The 18,488-nt window shown below is 69.8% G+C and carries 18 protein-coding genes and 2 pseudogenes; 10 read left to right on the top strand and 10 right to left on the bottom strand.

Translation table 11 applies throughout. The features are described 5' to 3' along the window. The first annotated feature begins 192 nt into the window (after positions 1 to 192). Together ABZT04_RS34640 and ABZT04_RS34635 are read left to right on the top strand one after the other, a co-directional pair. Complete coding sequence (locus ABZT04_RS34640) at positions 193 to 435, top strand: DUF6458 family protein (protein WP_356061321.1); 243 nt, start codon at positions 193 to 195, stop codon at positions 433 to 435. Positions 436 to 562: 127 nt separating this feature from the next. After that, entirely contained in the window at positions 563 to 763 is a 201-nt protein-coding gene (locus ABZT04_RS34635; protein WP_356061319.1) for a hypothetical protein, read from the top strand. Between the two features lie 20 nt (positions 764 to 783). Here the strand turns inward: ABZT04_RS34635 and ABZT04_RS34630 are convergent, their stop codons facing one another. Next, on the bottom strand, positions 784 to 2,619 hold the full coding sequence (locus tag ABZT04_RS34630) for a thioredoxin-like domain-containing protein (protein WP_356061317.1): 1,836 nt from the start codon (positions 2,617 to 2,619) through the stop codon (positions 784 to 786). 116 nt (positions 2,620 to 2,735) lie between these two features. Further along, positions 2,736 to 2,906, bottom strand: a pseudogene (locus tag ABZT04_RS34625) (SAM-dependent methyltransferase); the annotation flags it as partial. A gap of 3 nt (positions 2,907 to 2,909) precedes the next feature. Between ABZT04_RS34625 and ABZT04_RS34620 the strand changes: the two are divergent. Both ABZT04_RS34620 and ABZT04_RS34615 read left to right on the top strand, forming a co-directional pair. Beyond that, positions 2,910 to 3,221, top strand: a pseudogene (locus tag ABZT04_RS34620) (helix-turn-helix domain-containing protein); the annotation flags it as partial. Next, on the top strand, positions 3,218 to 3,709 hold the full coding sequence (locus tag ABZT04_RS34615; protein ID WP_355921969.1) for an LURP-one-related family protein: 492 nt from the start codon (positions 3,218 to 3,220) through the stop codon (positions 3,707 to 3,709). The pseudogene ABZT04_RS34620 and the gene ABZT04_RS34615, both read left to right, overlap by 4 nt. Here the strand turns inward: ABZT04_RS34615 and ABZT04_RS34610 are convergent. Then, positions 3,706 to 4,257, bottom strand: a complete 552-nt coding sequence (locus ABZT04_RS34610) for a hypothetical protein (RefSeq protein ID WP_356061315.1) — start codon at positions 4,255 to 4,257, stop codon at positions 3,706 to 3,708. The two genes, ABZT04_RS34615 and ABZT04_RS34610, sit on opposite strands and share 4 nt — an antisense overlap. Next, positions 4,254 to 5,054, bottom strand: a complete 801-nt coding sequence (locus ABZT04_RS34605; RefSeq protein WP_356061313.1) for a carbon-nitrogen family hydrolase — start codon at positions 5,052 to 5,054, stop codon at positions 4,254 to 4,256. The genes ABZT04_RS34610 and ABZT04_RS34605 overlap by 4 nt, the downstream gene beginning before the upstream one ends. A gap of 166 nt (positions 5,055 to 5,220) precedes the next feature. Between ABZT04_RS34605 and ABZT04_RS34600 the strand changes: the two genes are divergently transcribed. Next, positions 5,221 to 6,045 (top strand): maleylpyruvate isomerase family mycothiol-dependent enzyme, encoded by an 825-nt coding sequence (locus ABZT04_RS34600; protein WP_356061311.1) that lies wholly within the window; start codon positions 5,221 to 5,223, stop codon positions 6,043 to 6,045. A gap of 52 nt (positions 6,046 to 6,097) precedes the next feature. Here ABZT04_RS34600 and ABZT04_RS34595 read toward each other — a convergent pair whose 3' ends face one another. Continuing rightward, positions 6,098 to 7,423 (bottom strand): MFS transporter, encoded by a 1,326-nt coding sequence (locus ABZT04_RS34595; protein WP_356061309.1) that lies wholly within the window; start codon positions 7,421 to 7,423, stop codon positions 6,098 to 6,100. Beyond that, positions 7,420 to 8,091, bottom strand: a complete 672-nt coding sequence (locus ABZT04_RS34590) for a GntR family transcriptional regulator (protein WP_356061307.1) — start codon at positions 8,089 to 8,091, stop codon at positions 7,420 to 7,422. The genes ABZT04_RS34595 and ABZT04_RS34590 overlap by 4 nt, the downstream gene beginning before the upstream one ends. A 177-nt stretch (positions 8,092 to 8,268) precedes the next feature. Here ABZT04_RS34590 and ABZT04_RS34585 point away from each other — a divergent pair, with 177 nt between their 5' ends. Both ABZT04_RS34585 and ABZT04_RS34580 read left to right on the top strand, forming a co-directional pair. Further along, entirely contained in the window at positions 8,269 to 9,180 is a 912-nt protein-coding gene (locus ABZT04_RS34585; RefSeq protein ID WP_356061305.1) for a serine hydrolase, read from the top strand. Positions 9,181 to 9,359: 179 nt separating this feature from the next. Next, positions 9,360 to 10,361 carry a Bro-N domain-containing protein gene (locus ABZT04_RS34580; protein ID WP_356061303.1) on the top strand — a complete coding sequence of 334 codons (1,002 nt, stop codon included), beginning with the start codon at positions 9,360 to 9,362 and terminating at the stop codon, positions 10,359 to 10,361. A gap of 93 nt (positions 10,362 to 10,454) precedes the next feature. Here ABZT04_RS34580 and ABZT04_RS34575 read toward each other — a convergent pair whose 3' ends face one another. From ABZT04_RS34575 to pdhA, 3 genes are read right to left on the bottom strand one after another with little or no spacing between them, the layout of a single operon-like run. After that, positions 10,455 to 11,855 (bottom strand): dihydrolipoamide acetyltransferase family protein, encoded by a 1,401-nt coding sequence (locus tag ABZT04_RS34575; protein WP_356061301.1) that lies wholly within the window; start codon positions 11,853 to 11,855, stop codon positions 10,455 to 10,457. 11 nt (positions 11,856 to 11,866) lie between these two features. Beyond that, positions 11,867 to 12,859 carry an alpha-ketoacid dehydrogenase subunit beta gene (locus ABZT04_RS34570; protein ID WP_356061299.1) on the bottom strand — a complete coding sequence of 331 codons (993 nt, stop codon included), beginning with the start codon at positions 12,857 to 12,859 and terminating at the stop codon, positions 11,867 to 11,869. Between the two features lies 1 nt (position 12,860). Further along, complete coding sequence (pdhA, locus tag ABZT04_RS34565) at positions 12,861 to 14,018, bottom strand: pyruvate dehydrogenase (acetyl-transferring) E1 component subunit alpha (RefSeq protein ID WP_356061297.1); 1,158 nt, start codon at positions 14,016 to 14,018, stop codon at positions 12,861 to 12,863. A 321-nt stretch (positions 14,019 to 14,339) separates the two neighbouring features. Here pdhA and ABZT04_RS34560 point away from each other — a divergent pair, with 321 nt between their 5' ends. The 3 genes from ABZT04_RS34560 (at position 14,340) to ABZT04_RS34550 (ending at position 16,571) form a co-directional block, all read left to right on the top strand. Beyond that, the gene (locus tag ABZT04_RS34560) at positions 14,340 to 15,002 is read left to right on the top strand and encodes a response regulator transcription factor (RefSeq protein WP_356061294.1); all 663 of its coding nucleotides are present in this window, start codon (positions 14,340 to 14,342) and stop codon (positions 15,000 to 15,002) included. Between the two features lie 49 nt (positions 15,003 to 15,051). Further along, the gene (locus ABZT04_RS34555) at positions 15,052 to 15,453 is read left to right on the top strand and encodes a pyridoxamine 5'-phosphate oxidase family protein (RefSeq protein ID WP_356061292.1); all 402 of its coding nucleotides are present in this window, start codon (positions 15,052 to 15,054) and stop codon (positions 15,451 to 15,453) included. A 113-nt stretch (positions 15,454 to 15,566) separates the two neighbouring features. Further along, a complete protein-coding gene (locus ABZT04_RS34550) occupies positions 15,567 to 16,571 on the top strand; it encodes a phosphotransferase (RefSeq protein WP_356061290.1) in 1,005 nt (334 codons plus the stop codon). 89 nt (positions 16,572 to 16,660) lie between these two features. Here ABZT04_RS34550 and ABZT04_RS34545 read toward each other — a convergent pair whose 3' ends face one another. Next, entirely contained in the window at positions 16,661 to 18,217 is a 1,557-nt protein-coding gene (locus ABZT04_RS34545; RefSeq protein ID WP_356061288.1) for a protein kinase, read from the bottom strand. Positions 18,218 to 18,488 lie beyond the last annotated feature (271 nt).

Below are 18,488 nucleotides of genomic sequence, written 5' to 3'. Positions count from 1 at the left end.
GCCCGGCGCAGACCCTCGTACTGGACGTACTTGGGTCTGCGCCGGGTGCGGCGAGAGTGCGTGCCGGGCGTCGCGCGGCAGGCGGGACTTTGCGGACACGGCCTAGCAACCGGCCGCAGGCGCATGGGTGTTGCCTTCCCGGGTACCCGGAGTCCGACCGGGCCGACCGGACCGGACAGGGAGGCGACACTCATGGGCCTGGGCGGATGCATCATCCTCATCGCCGTCGGCGCGATTCTGACCTTCGCGACCGACTGGCACATGCAGGGGGTAAATCTCGACCTGGTCGGCGTGATCCTCATGATCGTCGGGCTGATCGGCGTCGTGACGTTCAGCAGCATGGCCAAGCGTCGGCGGGTTGTGATACCCGGCCAGACGACCGTGGTCGAGGACGACGAGACGCGCAGCGGGTACCGGGGCGGCTACGGGGCGTGAGCCACGGAACCAGTGGTACACCCTGGACACTCGGGCGTAATCGCCCGCACACGACATCCACAGACAAACGTGAGCAATCAGCGACTCGGGTCGCATTGTGCGGTTGTGTGAACCTCGTGAAGACTTCGTGCAGTTGAGGGTCCGGGGAGAGGCAGCCCCGGGCCCGTCTCACGATCACCATGGGGCCGGTACCACGGGCGTCGGCGGTGCCACGCTGGCCGCGACGGGCCTGTGGCTGAACGGCATGGCGATGATGGTGGCGGCGACCACGCTGGTGGCGGCGGGCATGGCCCTCTACAAGCCGGCCCCGCGCCCGCGCCGCCGCTGACACCTGCCGGTCGGCCGGCCTCAGGCGTCCTGGTCGTCCATCCCGGCCAGCACGAGGGGGAGCCGGTCCGCCCCGCCCTCGGTGAGACGGACCGGAACACCCCAGTCCTGCTGGTGGACATGGCAGGCGGGGTATTCGTCGGCAGGGGCGTCGTCGCACGACGCGGCCATCGCGGAGACGTGCAACACGCCTTCGGCGACAGCGGGGTTGAGGGTGAGGGTGCGGATCAGGTCCGTCCCCGAGCCTTCGCCCCGGTCGAGCAACTCGGGCGGGGTCGCGGAGACCAGCAACCGCGTCGAGGGCCCGTACCGGGTGTCGAGCTTCTGCCCGGCCGGCGCCTGGAAAACAACCTCCAACCGCAGCTCGCCCGCGGCAACTTCGGTGGCCGCGCGCTGCGTCCGATGGGCCACGGACTCGACCCGTACGGCCTCCTCCGGCAACCGCAGCCGGGTCAGCCGATGCCGGGCCGACTCGACGACGACGATCTGGTCCCCGACGAGCACGGCATCGCTCGGCTCCCGCAAGTCCGTGGCCAGCGTGGTGACTTGGCCGGTGGCGGGGTCGTAGCGGCGCAGCGCGTGGTTGTAGGTGTCGCTGATCGCGACCGAGCCGTCAGGGAGCGCGGTGACGCCCAACGGGTGCTGGAGCAGAGCCTGTTCGGCAGCACCGTCCCGATGCCCGAAGTCGAAGAGGCCTGTCCCTACGGCAGTGTGGACGGCGCCGTCGAGATCCACCCAGCGCAGGGCGGAGGTCTCCGAGTCGGCGACCCAGAGCCGGTCGGCGGTGGCGGCGAGCCCGGAGGGCTGCGCGAACCAGGCCTCGGCGCCGGGCCCGTCGACGAGCCCTTCGTTGGTGGTACCGGCGGTGACGGAGACGGTGTCGTCGGCGGGATCGTAGGCCCACAACTGGTGGACACCGGCCATGGCGATCCACACCTTCCCCTGCCACTGGGCCACATCCCAGGGCGACGAGAGGCTGACCTCGCGGGCGGGCCCCGATGTCGCCTCGCCCTGCATCCACTGGCGGCCGGTGCCGGCGAGGGTGGTGACGGCGCCGGTGGCGAGGTCGAGCCGGCGCAGGGCGTGGTTCACGGTGTCGGCGACCAGGACGGACCCGTCCTCGACGAGGGTCAGTCCCTGCGGCTCGTTGAAGGCGGCGGAGTCGGCCGTACCGTCGCCGAGGCCGCGCGCCCCGGACCCGATCCGCCGTACGACGGTCTCGCCGTCCGCCGCCAGCTCGACCAGTTGATGCCGGGTGGTGTCGCTGACCAGGAAGGTCCCGCCGGGGAGGGCGATGGCCCTGCCGGGGAAGCGGAGCACGGTGGGCTCGGGCTCGGGAGGCACATACGGCCCGTCACCGCGCCGAAGCGTGCCCTTGGCGGCATGCTCGGCCTCCAACTCGGTCACCAGCCGCTCGATGGCGTGCGCATGCCCCTCACCGGCGTGCTGCGCGACGACGTACCCCTCCGGGTCGATCACGACGAGCGTCGGCCAGGCGCGGACGGCGTACTGCTTCCAGGTCGCGAGCTCCGGGTCGTCGAGCACCGGATGCTCGACGCCGTACCGCTCGACAGCGTCGACGACGGCCTGGTGCTCGGCCTCGTGCACGAACTTCGGCGAGTGCACGCCGATGATCACCACGGTGTCCCGGTGCTTCTCCTCCAGCTCACGCAGCTCGTCGAGGACGTGCAGGCAGTTGATGCAGCAGAAGGTCCAGAAATCCAGAATGACGATGCGTCCCCGCAGGTCGGCGAGGGTGTACTGCTTCTCCCCCGTGTTCAGCCAGCCGCCCTTGCCGGTGAGCTGGGGGGCGCGGACTCGGGCGCGGGAGCGGGGGGCGGGGGATGCGTCGGTCATGGGATCAAGGGTGCCACTCGCCACTGACAGTCACGTCGCCAGATGCTCCGCGAAGATCCCGACGAGGATACGACCGTAGGGTTCGGGGACCGGCAGTGTCGGGGGCCGGCCCAGAGTCAGGGGCAGAGCGCCACCAGGAGATCGACCACGTAGGCCTCTTCCACCTCCTCGCCGGAGAAGGCCTTGCCCAGCCGCTCGCGCTCGTCGGCGAGAAAGGCACGACGGTCGTTCCCGTCAAGGACGAGGAACGCCGAGCGGCTGCCGATGTTGGCGAGGTGCACGTCCAGACGCGCGAGCGGCTGGGGGAGCCGTTGACGGTGGCCGAGTTGGCCGGGCGCGCTTCCGTCTCCCCCGCGACCCTGCATCGGCGCTTCAGGGCGCAGCTCGGGACGACTCCGCTCGCCTGGCTGACCGGGGAGCGGGTGGCCTTGGCGTGCCGGCTGATCGAGCGTGGAGAGGAACGGCTCGATGTCGTGGCGGCCCACTGCGGACTGGGGACCGGCGCGAACCTGCGCGTGCGGCTGCGGCGGGAGACCGGGTTGAGCCCGTCGGCCTATCGGCGGCGTTTCGGACCGGCTGCCGGGGAAGCCGTAAGAGCATGAGATTCCTCGTACGCGATCGGATCCTCGGCTTCGGTGAGGATTACTGGATCGAGGACCAGAACGGCAACAAGGTGTTCCTGGTCGACGGCAAGGCCATGCGCATCAGGGACACCTTCGAGTTGAAGGACACGCACGGGCGCGTGCTCATCGACATCCACAAGAAGATGCTCGCCCTGCGCGACACGATGGTCATCGAACGGGACGGCGAACCCCTCGCGACCATCAAGCACAAGCGGTTCTCACTGCTGCGCAACCACTACCGGGTGTCCCTGGTGGACGGCACCGAACTCGACGTCAGCGGCAAGATCCTCGACCGCGAGTTCGGCATCGACTACGACGGCGAACTGCTCGCCCAGATCTCCCGGCGCTGGCTGCACATCCGGGAGACGTACGGCGTCGACATCGTCCGGGACGACGCGGACGCGGCGCTGCTGATCGCGGTGGCGGTGTGCGTGATCCACCTCGCGGAGAAGGAGCGGGAGGACTAGGGCCGCCCGTCCTGTTCGGCCGCCATGTGGGCATGTTCGGCCGCCATGTGGGCGCGGGACCGGCGGCGCGCCCGCTGGCGGTCCCCGCAATAGCCGCCCATGACGGCCAGCACGCCGAAGACCGCGCTGGCCGTCCAGCCGTAGGGGTCGTCCTGCGTCCTGCCCACGAGCCAGATGTACACAGTCAAGGGAACCCACGCGACGAGCATGGTGGCGAGTACGACCCGGGGACGGGCGGTCGACCAGGAACCGCGTGGCACGGTGTCGTAGCCGATGCGGGTGTAGTGGGCCTGGCGGCGGCGTTCGAGGTGCAGGAGCGCCCAGACGAGCAGCCACGCGCACGTGCCGACGAGGATCGTCCGGAAGGCGTCGAAGGTCAGGCCGGCGGGTATCGCGACGAGCAGGCCGGAGGCCGTGGCACAGCCCAGCGGGTGCCGGGCGGCGAACGCCTGGGGTGCCGTCGGTGGGTTCGCTCCGCCCATGCCACGGTCCAGGGCCAGGTAGGCGCGCTCAAGTGCGGCCACTATCCGGCCGGTTCTGCCGTTCACCGGAAGCGCTCGGGGCGCTCGAGCCCCAGCACCCGGTCCTTCAGCGCCGGGAACTGCTCCCGTGTCGCCGCCACCTTCCCGGGGTCGAAGTCCACCGTCAGGACCTCCTCCCCGGCGCCCGCCTCCGCGAGGATCTCGCCCCAGGGATCTACCACGATCGAGTGACCAGCCTGGGGAACTCGGGCGTGCGTACCGGCCGTTCCACAGGCGAGTACGAAGGACTGGTTCTCCACGGCTCGGGCCCGGGCGAGGAGGGTCCAGTGGGAGCGGCGGCGCTCGGGCCAGCCCGCCGGGAGGACCAGGGTCTCGGCGCCGGCGTCGACAAGGCCGCGGAAGAGTTCAGGGAAGCGGAGGTCGTAGCAGGTGGCGAGACCGATGGTGGTTTCGGGGAGGCGGACGGTCACCAACTCGCTGCCCGCGCCCATCAGTACCGCTTCGCCCTTGTCGAAGCCGAAGCGGTGGATCTTGCGGTAGGCGGCGGCCAGTTCACCGGAGGGGGAGAAGACGAGAGACGTGTTGTAGAGGGGGCCCTCTGGGTCACGTTCGGGGATCGAGCCCGCGTGCAGCCATACACCCGCGTCGCTCGCCGCCTTGGCCATCGCCTCGTAGGTCGGACCTTCGAGCGGTTCGGCCTCGTCGGCGAACTGCTCGTAGGCGAACGCGCCCGTGGTCCACAGCTCCGGCAGGACGACCAGATCGGCACCCGCCTGTTCACGGACGAGTGAACCCATCCGCACCCGGCGGGATTCAACCGATTCGCCCTCGTCTACGGCGATCTGGAGGAGAGAGGCGCGCACACTACCACCGTCCTGGCATTCGAGCCGTTCACACGGGCCTACGATCGTCACACGAAAGCACTGCCGGGGTGCCTCACAGCAGCGTAACTTAGCGTTCCAAGACACCCGCCGACAGCCACCTCCCGCCACCAACACACCTGTACCGACCGCCGAGGGGTCCCGTTCCGTGAGTCTGCATCCCACTCTCCAGCCCTACGCCGACGCCTGGACCCACTCCATCGAAGCGATATCCGAGCTGGTCACCCCGCTCGCGGAGGGAGAGTGGAACCGGCGAACGCCGTGCCCGGGCTGGTCGGTGCGTGACGTGGTCTCGCACGTCATCGGGCTGGACAACGAGATGCTCGGCGACCCGCGCCCCATCCACACGCTCCCGCGCGACCTCTACCACGTCACCAACGAGCACCAGCGGTACATGGAGATGCAGGTCGACGTCCGCCGTCACCACACGGCACCGGAGATGACGTCGGAGCTGGAGTACACGGTCATCCGCCGCAACCGGCAACTGCGCAACGAGTCGCGCGACCCCGGCACGAAGGTGCGCGGCCACGTCAGCACCGAGGTCACGCTCGAAGAGTCCATGCGCAACCACGCGTTCAACGTGTGGGTGCACGAGCAGGATCTGCGCGCCGCCCTCGGCCGCCCCGGCAACCTCGACTCACCCGGCGCGCACATCGCCCGTGACGTGCTCCTCGGCGAACTCCCCCGGATCGTGGCCGAGGACGCCGGCGCACCGCGCAGTTCCGCGGTCGTCTTCGACGTGCACGGTCCGATCGAGTTCCTGCGGACGATCCGCGTCGACATCCAGGGTCGCGGCACCCTGGAGACGGCCCCCGCGCTCGGCCCCGCCGCCACCCTGATCCTCGACTGGGAGACGTATGTGCGACTGGCCTGCGGACGGGTCTCCCTCGACACGGTGACGGACCGCGTCAAGGCGGACGGCGATCCGGAGCTGGCCGCGTCGATACTGCGGAACTTCACGGTCACGAAGTAGCCGACAGAAGTAGCGGACGGTGGGGCGGCGGCCGACCGCCCCGGTCCGGCCGTCACACCGGCACGTGCACCGTCTCCACCCGGCTCGCCACCAGCCGCTCGCGCTCGCGGCGGGCCGCCCGGCGCCGTAGCCGCAGGACCTGGCTGACGCCGATCGCCTGGATCAGGAAGACCACCGAGAACGCGATCGAGTAGTTGTCGTCGGTCGCGTCGAGCAGCACACCGACCGCGAACAGGGTCGTCATCGAGGCCGTGAAACCACCCATGTTGGTGATTCCGGAGGCGGTGCCCTGGCGCTCCGGCGGGTTGGCCGGGCGGGCGAAGTCGAAGCCGAGCATCGACGCCGGGCCGCACGAGCCGAGCACGGCGCACAGCACGATCAGCAGCCACATCGGCGCGTGCTCGCCGGGATAGAAGAGCGCGGCCGCCCACACCAGCGCCGTCGCCCCGACCGTGCCCAGCGCCAGCGGCAGCCGCGCCGCGTGGTGCCGGGCGACGATCTGGCCGTAGACCAGACCGACGACCATGTTGGAGAGCACGACGAGAGTGAGGAGTTCGCCGGCGGTGGCGCGGGACAGGCCCTGGGCCTGGACCAGGAAGGGCAGGCCCCACAGGAGCAGGAACACCATCGCCGGGAACTGGGTGGTGAAGTGCACCCACAGGCCGAGGCGGGTGCCGGGTTCGCGCCAGGAGGCGGCGATCTGGCGGCGGACGTAGGCCGCGCCCCGGTGCGGGAAGGGCTCCGGTTCGTGGCCCTCCGGGTGGTCCTTCAGGAAGAGCAGCAGCAGGACGAGTACGACGACTCCGGCGAGTGCGCTGCCCGCGAAGGCGGCCGTCCAGCCGATGCCGTGCAGCAGCCGGGCGATCACCAGGGTGGAGACGAGGTTTCCGGCCATGCCCGCGAGGCCGGCGAGCTGCGCGACCATCGGGCCGCGCCGGGCCGGGAACCAGCGGGTGCCGAGCCGCAGCACGCTGATGAACGTCATCGCGTCGCCGCAGCCGAGCAGCGCGCGGGAGGCGAGGGCGGTGCCGTAGGAGGGGGAGAAGGCGAAGCCGAGCTGGCCGGCGGTGAACAGCAGTACGCCGATGGTCAGCACCTTCTTGGTGCCGAGGCTGTCGACGAGCAGGCCGACAGGTATCTGCATGCCCGCGTAGACGAGGAGTTGGAGGATCGAGAACGTCGACAGAGCGGAGGCGCCCACGTGGAAGCGCTCGGCGGCGTCGAGGCCGGCGACACCGAGGGACGTACGGAAGATGACCGCGACGAAGTAGACGGAGACGCCGATGCCCCACACGGCGACGGCGCGGCGGCCACCGGGCGGATCACCCGGCAGGGACATCGCGGAAGCGGAAACCGAACCCGAACCGCTGCTGCTCATCGGACCTCACCCCGGGCCAGGTGGGAGAACCAGTCGACGTGCCGATGCACGATTTCTACGGCCGCCTCGGCGTCCCCCGTGCGCAGCGCGTCCAGGATCTCCTCGTGCTCGGTGAGCGTCTTGGCTATGCGGTCGGGGTGCGAGTGCATGATGGCGACGCCCATCCGCAGCTGCCGGTCGCGGAGTTGGTCGTAGAGCCGGGAGAGGATCTCGTTGCCCCCGCTGCGGACGATCTCGGCGTGGAAGCAGCGGTCGGTGACGGCGGCGCCGGCGAGGTCTCCGGCGGCGGCCTGTTCCTTCTGCCGGTCGAGGAGTTCCGCGAGGCGCGCGACGAGCGCCGGTGACGCCGGTACGGCCTTGCGGACCGCGTGCTGCTCCACCAGCATCCGGGTCTCCACCACGTCCGCGATCTCCTGCGAGGAGACGGGCAGGACCAGGGCGCCCTTCTTCGGGTAGAGCCTGATCAGCCCCTCGGCCTCCAGGCGCAGCAGCGCCTCGCGCACCGGCGTCCGGGAGACCCCGACGGCCTCGGCCAGCTCGCCCTCGGTGAGGAGGGTGCCGCCCTCGTAACGCCGGTCCAGGACGCCCTGTTTGACGTGGGCGTAGACGCGGTCGGCGGCGGGTGGTTGCTTGACGGTGAGGGACGCGGACGGGGACAGGGACGACATACGCACAGCATAGATACAACACGTACGCATGAGGACCGCCCGTCCAGGATGTGGAACCCGCCCGAGCAACCGCACAACCTTCTGTGCTACTTACGTGTCACACACGTGCGGCCCTCTTTCTCCCCCCTCCAACTGGGCCGCTCCTCAGGGGCATTCAACGTATTCGGGGTACCTCAGTTGATTACTGCCATTACCGGCATCAAGGGCAGCCGCTTCCGCAGAGCCGCCGCGGTCACCGTGACCGCAGGCGCCGTGCTCGCGACCGGCGCCCTGACCGCGGCACCCGCGCAGGCGGTCACGACGCCGTCGATCGTGGCCAAGGGCGGCTTTGTGATGAACAACGCCACCGGCAAGGCGCTTTACACGAAGGCCGCGGACACCAAGCGGTCCACCGGCTCCACCACGAAGATCATGACCGCGAAGGTCGTGCTCTCGCAGTCGAACCTCAACCTCGACGCCAAGGTCACCATCCAGAAGGCGTACAGCGACTACATCGTCGCCAACACCGCCTCCTCGGCCCACCTGATCGTCGGCGACAAGGTCACCGTCCGCCAGCTCCTCTACGGCCTGATGCTGCCGTCCGGCTGCGACGCGGCGTACGCGCTCGCCGACAAGTTCGGCGCGGGCTCGACCCGGGCCGCGCGCGTGAAGTCGTTCATCGCGAAGATGAACTCGACGGCGAAGACGCTCGGCCTGACGAACACGAAGTTCGACTCGTTCGACGGCATCGGCAACGGCAACAACTACTCGACGCCGCGCGACCTCACCAAGCTCGCCAGCAACGTGATGAAGAACGCCACGTTCAAGACGGTCGTCAAGACAAAGAAGTACACCGCCAAGACGATCACCAAGACCGGCAGCACCCGCACGATGGCTGCCTGGACCAACACGAACACGCTGCTCAGCAGCTACAGCGGCACGATCGGCGTGAAGACCGGCTCCGGCCCCGAGGCCAAGTACTGCCTCGTCTTCGCCGCCACCCGCAACGGCAAGACCGTCATCGGCACGGTCCTCGCGTCCACCTCCGTCACCCAGCGCGCGACGGACGCGACGAAGCTGCTGAACTACGGGTTCGCGAAGATCGGCTGACACCCACATCACACACGAAGCGGGCCCACTGGAACGACTGGTGGGCCCGCTTTGCGATACACCAATTGGCCAACCCACGGATGCAGTTGGCGATCTTTCCCTCGCAATAGTGAACATCACTGCGCCGGCTGGCATATTCAATTCCCTCCGCCCTAGGTTCCGCAGCGGAGGTGGTTCATATGATCGAACCCAACAAGCACCAGCCCGACCCACGGACACAGCAGGACGCGATCGACGCCGGAGACTTCGTCTACGCGGCTACCGGAGCGCGCGTCCGGAGGCTGACGATGCCGGACGGGACGCACTGGTTTCCGGCGGTGGATGTCTGCAAGGAGTTGGGGTACACCACCCCTCGAAAGGCGCTCCTCGACCATGTCCCAGAGGAGCATCGAGAGATTCTTGAGACAGTGACTGGACGTCATGGTCTCAGCATTCCCGCAGGTAGAGAGTGGCGCCGAGACCTGAATCTCATCGATCTCCAGGGGCTGATCCTTCTCGTCAGCGCCTGCACCAAGCCGGAATGCGCCCCCTTCAAACAGTGGGTCGCCGAGGTGATCGAGACCGTCCAGCGGGAGGGTTCGTACACCCTCGACGAAGCCGAGGTGCAGCCCGCCGCCGCCGGCGCTCCGATCGCGTACGCCATGCCCGAGCAGGTCGCCGAGGCCATCGTCCGACTCGAAGAGCGCAACCTCGCGACCGACGAGCAACTCGCCGTCGCCCAGCACGAATCGCTCGCCCTGCAACGGACCACGGTCGAGATGCAACGAACCATGGTCGAGATGCAGCAGACCATGGTGGAGATGCAGCGCGAAACGCTCGCGGCCCAGCAACTCACCGCCCATGCCATGGAACGCATCGCGAACCGGATCGACGTCCTGGCTCTCGACCGCCCGGCACCCGCCACCGCTTTCTCCGCGAGCCCGACGACGGAGTCCGTGCTGGCCGACTGGCGACAGCGGCTGTCCGTGACGGCGGACGTCTGGACCGTGGCCGTGGTGATCGTGCCGGTCCTGGTGGAGGAGGGCGAACTGTGTCAACCGCTCGACTCGATCGCGGCCCGTACGGGACTCTCCGTGCAGCGCGTCAACGACTGCCTGCGCATGCTGCGCAAGCACGCCTGCATCCACTCCCGGGGCGGCAGCGAGGACGGGGCACCGATCTACGTGCTCAACCGTCCCTGACCAGAACGACGGCAGAAAGCAGCAGAGGGGCCGGCCGCAAGACGAATTTGCGGCCGGCCCCTCCACGTCGAACTTAGCCGATCGAGACGGCCCTCACGTCCAGGTGATCAATCTCTTCGGCTGCTCCAAAATCGCCGCCACATCCGCCAGCACCTTCGAGCCCAACTCCCCGTCCACCAGCCGGTGGTCGAAGGACAGTGCCAGGGTCGTGACCTGGCGGGGCTTCACCTTGCCCTTGTGGACCCACGGTTGGAGTTTGATCGCGCCCATCGCGAGGATCGCGGACTCGCCGGGGTTGAGGATCGGGGTGCCGGTGTCGATGCCGAAGACGCCGACGTTGGTGATGGTGATGGTGCCACCCTGCATCGCCGCCGGGGACGTCTTGCCGTCCCTGGCCGTCGACACCAACTCGCCCAGTGACGCAGCCAGTTGCGGGAGCGTCTTCGCGTCGGCGTCCTTGATGTTCGGCACGATCAGGCCGCGCGGGGTCGCCGCCGCGATGCCGAGGTTGACGTAGTGCTTGAGGACGATCTCCTGGGCGGCCTCGTCCCAGGACGCGTTGATGTCCGGGTTGCGCCTGATGGCGACCAGCAGGGCCTTGGCGATCAGCAGGAGCGGGTTGACCCGCAGGCCCGCCATCTCCTTGTCCTGCTTGAGCTCCTCGACCAACTTCATCGTGCGGGTCACGTCCACCGTCACGAACTCCGTGACATGCGGTGCCGTGAACGCCGAGCCGACCATCGCCGCGGCCGTCGCCTTGCGGACGCCCTTGACCGGGATGCGGGTCTCCCGGGCCGTGTCGTACGTCGGCGTCACGGCGGGCGGAGCCGGCTGGACCTGAGGGGCGGCCACGGGCGCCGGAGCGGGGGCCACCGCCGCGTGGACGTCCTCGCGGGTGATGACGCCGTCCGGGCCCGACGGGGTCACCGTCGCCAGGTCGACGCCCAGGTCCTTGGCCAGCTTGCGCACCGGCGGCTTCGCCAGCGGGCGGGATCCCTCGACGGTGGCCGCGGGCCCATGGCCGTTCAACTCGGCCTGGACGGCGGCCCGGTACTCCTGGACCGGGGCCGTCGCCGGTTCCTGGGCCGGGATCTCCGCGCCCTTGCGGGGGCGGCGCTTGGTGGAGGACGTGGAGACGCCGTAACCCACCAGCACGGGCGTGCGGGCGGCCGGCTTCGCCTCCTCCTGCGGCTCCGGCTCCGCCTTCTGCTCGGCCGGGGCCTCGGCGGCGGCACCCTCCACGGCCACCGCGATGATGGACATGCCCACGGCCACCGTCGTCCCCTCGGGGAAGCGGAGTTCGCGGACCACGCCGTCGTACGGGATGGGGAGTTCCACCGCCGCCTTCGCCGTCTCGACCTCGCAGACCACCTGGCCGTCGGTGACGGTGTCGCCGGGCTGGACGTACCACTTGAGGATCTCGGCCTCGGTGAGGCCCTCGCCGACGTCCGGCATCTTGAACTCGCGTACGGACGCTTCTGTCATCGTCGTCACGCCCCTCTCCCTCAGTACGCCAGAGCGCGGTCGACGGCGTCGAGCACCCGGTCCAGGTTCGGCAGGTACTCCTCCTCCAGGCGGGCCGGCGGGTACGGGGCGTGGTAGCCGCCGACCCTGAGCACCGGGGCCTCCAGGTGGTAGAAGCAGCGCTCCGTGATGCGGGCCGCGATCTCGCCGCCAGAGCCGAAGAACACCGGTGCCTCGTGCACGACGACCAGGCGGCGGGTCTTCTCCACCGAGGTCTGGATCGCGTCGAAGTCCAGCGGGGACACCGAGCGCAGGTCGAGGATCTCCAGGGACCTGCCCTCCTCGGCGGCCGCGTCGGCGACCTCCTGGCAGAGCTTCACCATCGGGCCGTAGGCGGCGAGGGTCAGGTCACTGCCCTCGCGCACCACGCGGGCCTTGTGCAGGGGGTCGGGGATCGCCTCGGTGTTGACGTCGCCCTTGTCCCAGTAGCGCCGCTTCGGCTCGAAGAAGATCACCGGGTCGTCGCTCTGGATGGCCTGCTGCATCATCCAGTAGGCGTCCGACGAGTTCGACGGGCTGACGATCTTGAGGCCGGGCACGTGCGCGAACAGGGCCTCGGGGGACTCCGAGTGGTGTTCCACCGCGCCGATGCCGCCGCCGTAGGGGATGCGCACGACGACCGGCATCTTCACCTTGCCCAGGGAGCGGGCGTGCATCTTGGCGAGCTGGGTGACGATCTGGTCGTAGGCCGGGAAGACGAAGCCGTCGAACTGGATCTCCACGACCGGGCGGTAGCCGCGCAGGGCGAGGCCGATGGCGGTGCCGACGATGCCCGACTCGGCGAGCGGGGTGTCGACCACCCTGCTCTCGCCGAAGTCCTTCTGGAGGCCGTCCGTCACGCGGAAGACGCCGCCGAGCTTGCCGACGTCCTCGCCCATGATGAGGACCTTGGGGTCGGACTCCAGGGCGGCCCGCAGCGATTCGTTGATCGCCTTGGCCAGCGGCAGGTTCTTGAAAATCGCGGTCTCCGCCATGTCACTTACCCCCTTCTTCGTCCGCGAACGACGCCTGGTAGGCGGCGAACTGGGCCCTCTCCTCGTCGACGAGCGCGTGCCCGTCCGCGTACACGTGCTCGAAGATGGCGAACCGGTCCGGGTCCGGCATGGCACGGACCGCTTCGCGCACTCGCCTGCCCAACGCCTCGCTCTCGGTCTCGAGTTCCGCGAAAAATCCCTCGTCCGCGTGGTTTGAGGCCTCCAGATACGTGCGCAGGCGCAGGATCGGGTCCTTCGCCTCCCAGGACTCGCGCTCCTCGTCGGCGCGGTACTTGGTCGGGTCGTCGGAGGTGGTGTGCGCGCCCATGCGGTACGTGTACGCCTCGACCAGCGTCGGGCCCTCGCCGTTGCGGGCCCGCTCCAGCGCCCACTTGGTGACCGCGAGGCAGGCCAGCACGTCGTTGCCGTCGACGCGGACGCCCGGGAAGCCGTAGCCCTGTGCGCGCTGGTAGAGAGGGACGCGGGTCTGCTTCTCGGTGGGCTCGGAGATCGCCCACTGGTTGTTCTGGCAGAAGAACACGACCGGCGCGTTGTACACCGCGGAGAAGGTGAACGACTCGGCGACGTCGCCCTGGCTGGAGGCGCCGTCCCCGAAGTAGGCGATGACGGCGCTGTCGGCGCCGTCCATGGTCACGCCCATCGCGTAGCCGGTGGCGTGCAGGGTCTGCGAGCCGATGACGATCGTGTACAGGTGGAAGTTGTTGGTGTTGGGGTCCCAGCCACCGTGGTTGACGCCCCGGAACATGCCGAGCAGGTTGGTCGGGTCGACCCCGCGGCACCAGGCCACGCCGTGCTCGCGGTAGGTCGGGAAGACGTAGTCGTCCTCACGGGTGGCCCGCCCGGAGCCGATCTGGGCGGCTTCCTGGCCGAGCAGCGAGGCCCACAGGCCCAGCTCGCCCTGGCGCTGGAGGGCGGTGGCCTCGGCGTCGAAGCGGCGGGTGAGCACCATGTCGCGGTACAGGCCGCGGAGCTCATCGGGGGTGATGCCGGCGACGTACTTGTCGTACGGGGCGGTCCTGGCGTTCTTGACTCGCTTGCCCTCGGGCGTCAGAAGTTGGACGAGGTCCGGGTCGGCGCCCTTGGCCTTGCTTCCGGCGCTGCGTCGCGGCTTGCGCGGGGCAGTGCTCTCCACGGTCACGTGTGCTCCTCCGTCGGTCCGGCTCCCCGGGTTCGCCGGGTGCCAGTGCGGCTCACCTGCGCCCCACGGACGCACAGGGTGGGTGCGGTTCGTCGGGAACAGGCGTGACAGGTGCCCCGGCGAGCGCCCTGCAAAAGGCACGTTACCCAGTGCTCCACAATTCTGTGAAACCCCTCCTGACCTGCGTTTTTGCTTGGATTTCCAAGTAAATCGCGAAAGTCGGGAACAAGTCCTGGTCACAGCCTTGCAGGGGGCCGGAACAACGGCACGTTATCCCGCTCACCTCGGGCACGGGAAGAGCCCGTGTGTGAGACTTGCCGAGTGCCCGAAGACGTAAAAATCAGCGTATTTCTGGTCGATGACCATGAAGTGGTCCGCCGGGGTGTTCACGAGATGCTCACGGTCGAGGACGACATCGAGGTGGTCGGCGAGGCGGGTACGGCGGCCGACGCGCTGACGCGGATCCCGGCCACCCGCCCCGATGTCGCGATCCTGGACGTACGGCTCGCGGACGGCAGCGGGGTCGAGGTGTGCCGCGAGATCCGGGCCCGGGACGACTCCGTGAAGTGCCTGATGCTGACCTCGTTCGCGGACGACGAGGCCCTCTTCGACGCGATCATGGCGGGTGCCTCCGGGTACGTCCTGAAGGCCATCCGGGGCAACGAACTGCTGGCCGCCGTACGGGATGTCGCGGCCGGGAAGTCGCTGCTCGACCCGGTGGCGACCGCCCGGGTCCTGGAGCGGCTGCGCACCGGCGGCGCCCGGCAGGACGACCGGCTGGACCGGCTCACCGACCAGGAGCGCAGGATCCTCGACCTGATCGGGGAGGGGCTCACCAACAGGGCGATCGGCGAGCGGCTGCACCTCGCCGAGAAGACGATCAAGAACTATGTGTCGAGTCTGCTGTCCAAACTCGGTATGGAGCGGCGCGCGCAGGCGGCGGCCTATGTGGCGCGGAGACAGGTCGAGCAGCAGCGCCATTAGGGACCAAAGACCCCTCCCCAGGGGCATCGGTCCGGCCGACAGTGATGACATGTCCTCCGACGCAGAGCTCGCCGTCGACCTGCTCGCCCGTACCGACCACGGCCGGGTGGCGACCACCCTGGGAGCGCTGCCTTTCCTGGCGCCCGCCCGTCACATCGTGGCGGACGAGCGGCTGCTGCTGCGGATGCCCCGGAGCCACGGCCATCACCACGCGTGCGTGGACCGAGTCGTCGCGTACGGCGCCGACAACCTGGACTCGGCCGGGCCGGAGGACGGCCTGTGGTCCGTACAGGTGATCGGCACCTGCGAGCCGTACGAACCGACGGCGGACCAGGTCGAACGTTTCGGACCGACCAGGGACGCGATGGTGTACCTGCGCATCGAACCGCGACTCAGCACCGTGCACTCAGCGGACGGCGGCCCGGAACGGCGCTTCGGACCCACCCTGTGACCGAAAGCGACCACCGACGACCGAGCGGTGACTTTCTGTGACAAGCCGCAGCTCACGGGCCCGTTCCGTGCCCTAGCATCGGCCGCGTGCCGCGCTTACGTGTACCACCCCCCATGCCCCACGCGCCCCCTCTGGGCGCCCTCCTCCGCCAGTACGCCGCCGGGTCCGCCGTCGCCTGCGAACCCGTCGAACAGGGCCTCCTGAACCGCGGCTACCGGCTCCGCACGACCCGGGGCCGCTACTTCCTCAAGCACCACTTCGACCCCGAGACCGCCGACCCGGCGGCGATCGCCCGCCAGCACACCGCGACCCGGCGCCTGGCCGACCTCGGCGTCCCCGTGGCCCCGCCGCTGCCGGGCCACGACGGCCGCACGGTCGCCGTCGTCGGCGGCCACGCCTACGCCCTGCACCCCTGGATCGACGGCCGCCACCGCCACGGCGGCGAGCTGACCACCGTCCAGTGCGGGCGGCTCGGGGCGCTGCTGGGGGTCGTCCACGCGAGTCTGGAGCGGGTGATGCCGGGGCGCCGGGAGGAGTGCGGGCCTGGGGCCGACCCCGCCGACACCTTCGCCCTCATCGACGACCTGCTCGGGCACGTCCGCCGGCACCGGCCCGCCGACGCCTTCGACGAACTGGCCCGGCGCCGGCTCCTGGAGCGCCGGGACCTGCTGGAGCGGCACGCGGACCGACGGCCGCCGCGCGGGGGCTCCGTGGGGTGGGTACACGGGGACTTCCACCCGTTCAACCTGCTCTACAAGGGCGAGGCCCCCGCCGCGATCGTCGACTGGGACCGGCTCGGCGTGCAGCCCCGCGCGGAGGAGGCCGTACGCGCCGCCGCGATCTTCTTCGTACGGCCGGACGGTGCCCTCGACCTGCCCAAGGTGCGGGCGTACGCGCACGCGTACCGGCGTGCGGCGCACGCCTCCCCCTCCGAACTCGCCGCCGCCGTGCACCGGGTGTGGTGGGAGCGGCTCAACGACTTCTGGATGCTGCGCTGGCACTACGAACGCGGCGACACCCGCGCGGACCCCCAGTTCCCGGCGGCCTCCGCGCTCGCCGTGTGGTGGACACGGGAGTACGACGCCGTGTGCGAGGCCTTCACGCAGTGCGCCCCATAGGGGCACCGGAAAACGGCACGCGCGCGTGGACCCCTCTTCAGGGGCGCACGCGCGCGTGAATCCTCTTCTGCCGCGATGCCGCGGCCGGGTCAGCCCCCCAGGGCGCCGGCGACGGTGTCACCGGCGCCACCGTCGTCACCGCCGCCCGTGTCCGTCGGGTCCGCCGAGGTCGTCGCGGACGGGGTGTCCGAGGGCTCCTCGGAGGCCGTCGCCGACGGAGTGCTCGACGGCTTTTCGGAAGCCGTCTCCGACGGGGTGTACGAGGGCGTGTCCGAGGGCGTGTAGTCCGAACCGGAGCTCGTGCCGCTGTCGTCCGAGCCCGTCTCCGAGGGCGAGGCGCTCGCCTCGTCGCTCGGTGTCTCGCTGGACTGGTCGTCCGTGGCGGACTGCGAGGTGGTCGGCGACTGCGTGGTGCCCGAACCGCCGCTTCCGTTACCGGTGTTGTTCAGCGCCAGCGCCACACCCGCCGCGATGGCGATCACCGCGAGCACGGCGAGGATCCACAGCTTGCCCCGGCCGCTGCCGTGGTTGCCGTGCCCCTCGAAGCCGCCGTCGTCGCCGTTGCCGTAACCGCCCGGCAGGATCGGCTGCGGGATCTGGGTGGTGCCGGAGGCGTCCTGCGGCATCGCGGTCGTGCCGGCGAAGCCACCCGGCGGGGTCTGCTGACCGTTCGCCACCGTCACCGGGCCGGTGTTCCAGGTGCCGGTGTGGCCGCCCTGGTCGTAGAGCATCTGCAGGCCGTACTGGACCAGCCCGCGCATCTCCTCGGCCGTCTGGAAACGGTCGTCCGGGTCCTTGGCGAGGGAGCGCATGACGAGGCCGTCCAGCTCCGGCGGACAGACGCCGTTCGAGGTCTGGGACGGCGGGACCGGGATGTCCTGGACGTGCTGGTAGACCACCGACAGCGGTGTCTCACCGGTGAACGGGGGCCGCAGCGCGAGGAGTTCGTAGAGGAGGCAGCCCGTCGCGTACAGGTCGGAGCGGTGGTCGACGGCCTTGCCGAGCGCCTGCTCCGGCGAGAGGTACTGCGGGGTGCCCATGACCATGCCGGTCTGCGTCATCGTCGTGGAGGCGCCGTGCAGGGCGCGGGCGATGCCGAAGTCCATGACCTTCACGGCGCCGTTGTGCGTGATGATCACGTTGGCGGGCTTGATGTCGCGGTGCACGATGCCGTGCTGGTGCGAGTAGGCGAGCGCTTCGAGCACCCCGGAGACGATGATCAGGGCCTGCTCGGGGCCCGGCGCCTCCGCGTTGAGAAGGAGGTCGCGGATGGTCCGCCCCTCGACGATCTCCATCACGATGTACGGCACGGACTGGCCGCCCACGTAGTCCTCGCCGGAGTCGTACACGGCGACGATCGCATGGTGGTTGAGGCCGGCCACCGACTGGGCCTCGCGCGTGAAGCGGGCCTTGGAGGTCGGGTCCTCGGCCAGGTCGGAGCGGAGCAGCTTGACCGCGACCGTGCGCCCGAGCCGTACGTCCTCGGCCGCGAACACCTCGGCCATACCGCCGCGACCCAGTCTGCGGGTCAGCCGGTACCGGCCGTCGCCGACCAGTCCGCCGTTGCCCCACAGCTCCGGTGCGTCCGACATTCCGCCGCCAGCCGCCTCGGGGTCGGACGGGCCCTGAGCGTGCTGCTGTGCCATCAGTCCTCGCCGTCGTTTCTGCCCGCGGTGCGCGCGGTGTTGTTACGGTCTCCGTCGGCCACGCTACAGGCTCAGCGCAAGCCTCCGGTCCGGGATCAGTGCCGGAATCGTCCGGAGACGGACCGGCCATCAAATCGGTATCACGGGCCCTCGTGCAAATTCTGTGTACCGCCGGTACAGCACCTGTAACGCTTCCACGACTCTTCTTTCGCGTACGGTCACGGAACGGGCACCGCGCTTGACGTGTCAGTGGCCTCCGGCAGACTTGGCC

This window comes from Streptomyces sp. NPDC005492, from assembly GCF_040605995.1.
Classification (GTDB): Bacteria; Actinomycetota; Actinomycetes; order Streptomycetales; family Streptomycetaceae; genus Streptomyces.
Note: the sequence above shows the minus strand (reverse complement) of the source record. Positions and strands in the feature narration are given on the sequence as shown.

What these genes read in the sequence shown, in the direction of transcription:
- ABZT04_RS34640 (WP_356061321.1), top strand. Translation starts at nt 193, where the DNA reads ATGGGCCTGGGCGGATGCATCATCCTCATCGCCGTCGGCGCGATTCTG.
- ABZT04_RS34630 (WP_356061317.1), bottom strand. Translation starts at nt 2,619, where the DNA reads ATGACCGACGCATCCCCCGCCCCCCGCTCCCGCGCCCGAGTCCGCGCC.
- ABZT04_RS34615 (WP_355921969.1), top strand. Translation starts at nt 3,218, where the DNA reads ATGAGATTCCTCGTACGCGATCGGATCCTCGGCTTCGGTGAGGATTAC.
- ABZT04_RS34595 (WP_356061309.1), bottom strand. Translation starts at nt 7,423, where the DNA reads ATGAGCAGCAGCGGTTCGGGTTCGGTTTCCGCTTCCGCGATGTCCCTG.
- ABZT04_RS34590 (WP_356061307.1), bottom strand. Translation starts at nt 8,091, where the DNA reads ATGTCGTCCCTGTCCCCGTCCGCGTCCCTCACCGTCAAGCAACCACCC.
- ABZT04_RS34580 (WP_356061303.1), top strand. Translation starts at nt 9,360, where the DNA reads ATGATCGAACCCAACAAGCACCAGCCCGACCCACGGACACAGCAGGAC.
- ABZT04_RS34570 (WP_356061299.1), bottom strand. Translation starts at nt 12,859, where the DNA reads ATGGCGGAGACCGCGATTTTCAAGAACCTGCCGCTGGCCAAGGCGATC.
- ABZT04_RS34555 (WP_356061292.1), top strand. Translation starts at nt 15,052, where the DNA reads ATGTCCTCCGACGCAGAGCTCGCCGTCGACCTGCTCGCCCGTACCGAC.
- ABZT04_RS34550 (WP_356061290.1), top strand. Translation starts at nt 15,567, where the DNA reads ATGCCCCACGCGCCCCCTCTGGGCGCCCTCCTCCGCCAGTACGCCGCC.
- ABZT04_RS34545 (WP_356061288.1), bottom strand. Translation starts at nt 18,217, where the DNA reads ATGGCACAGCAGCACGCTCAGGGCCCGTCCGACCCCGAGGCGGCTGGC.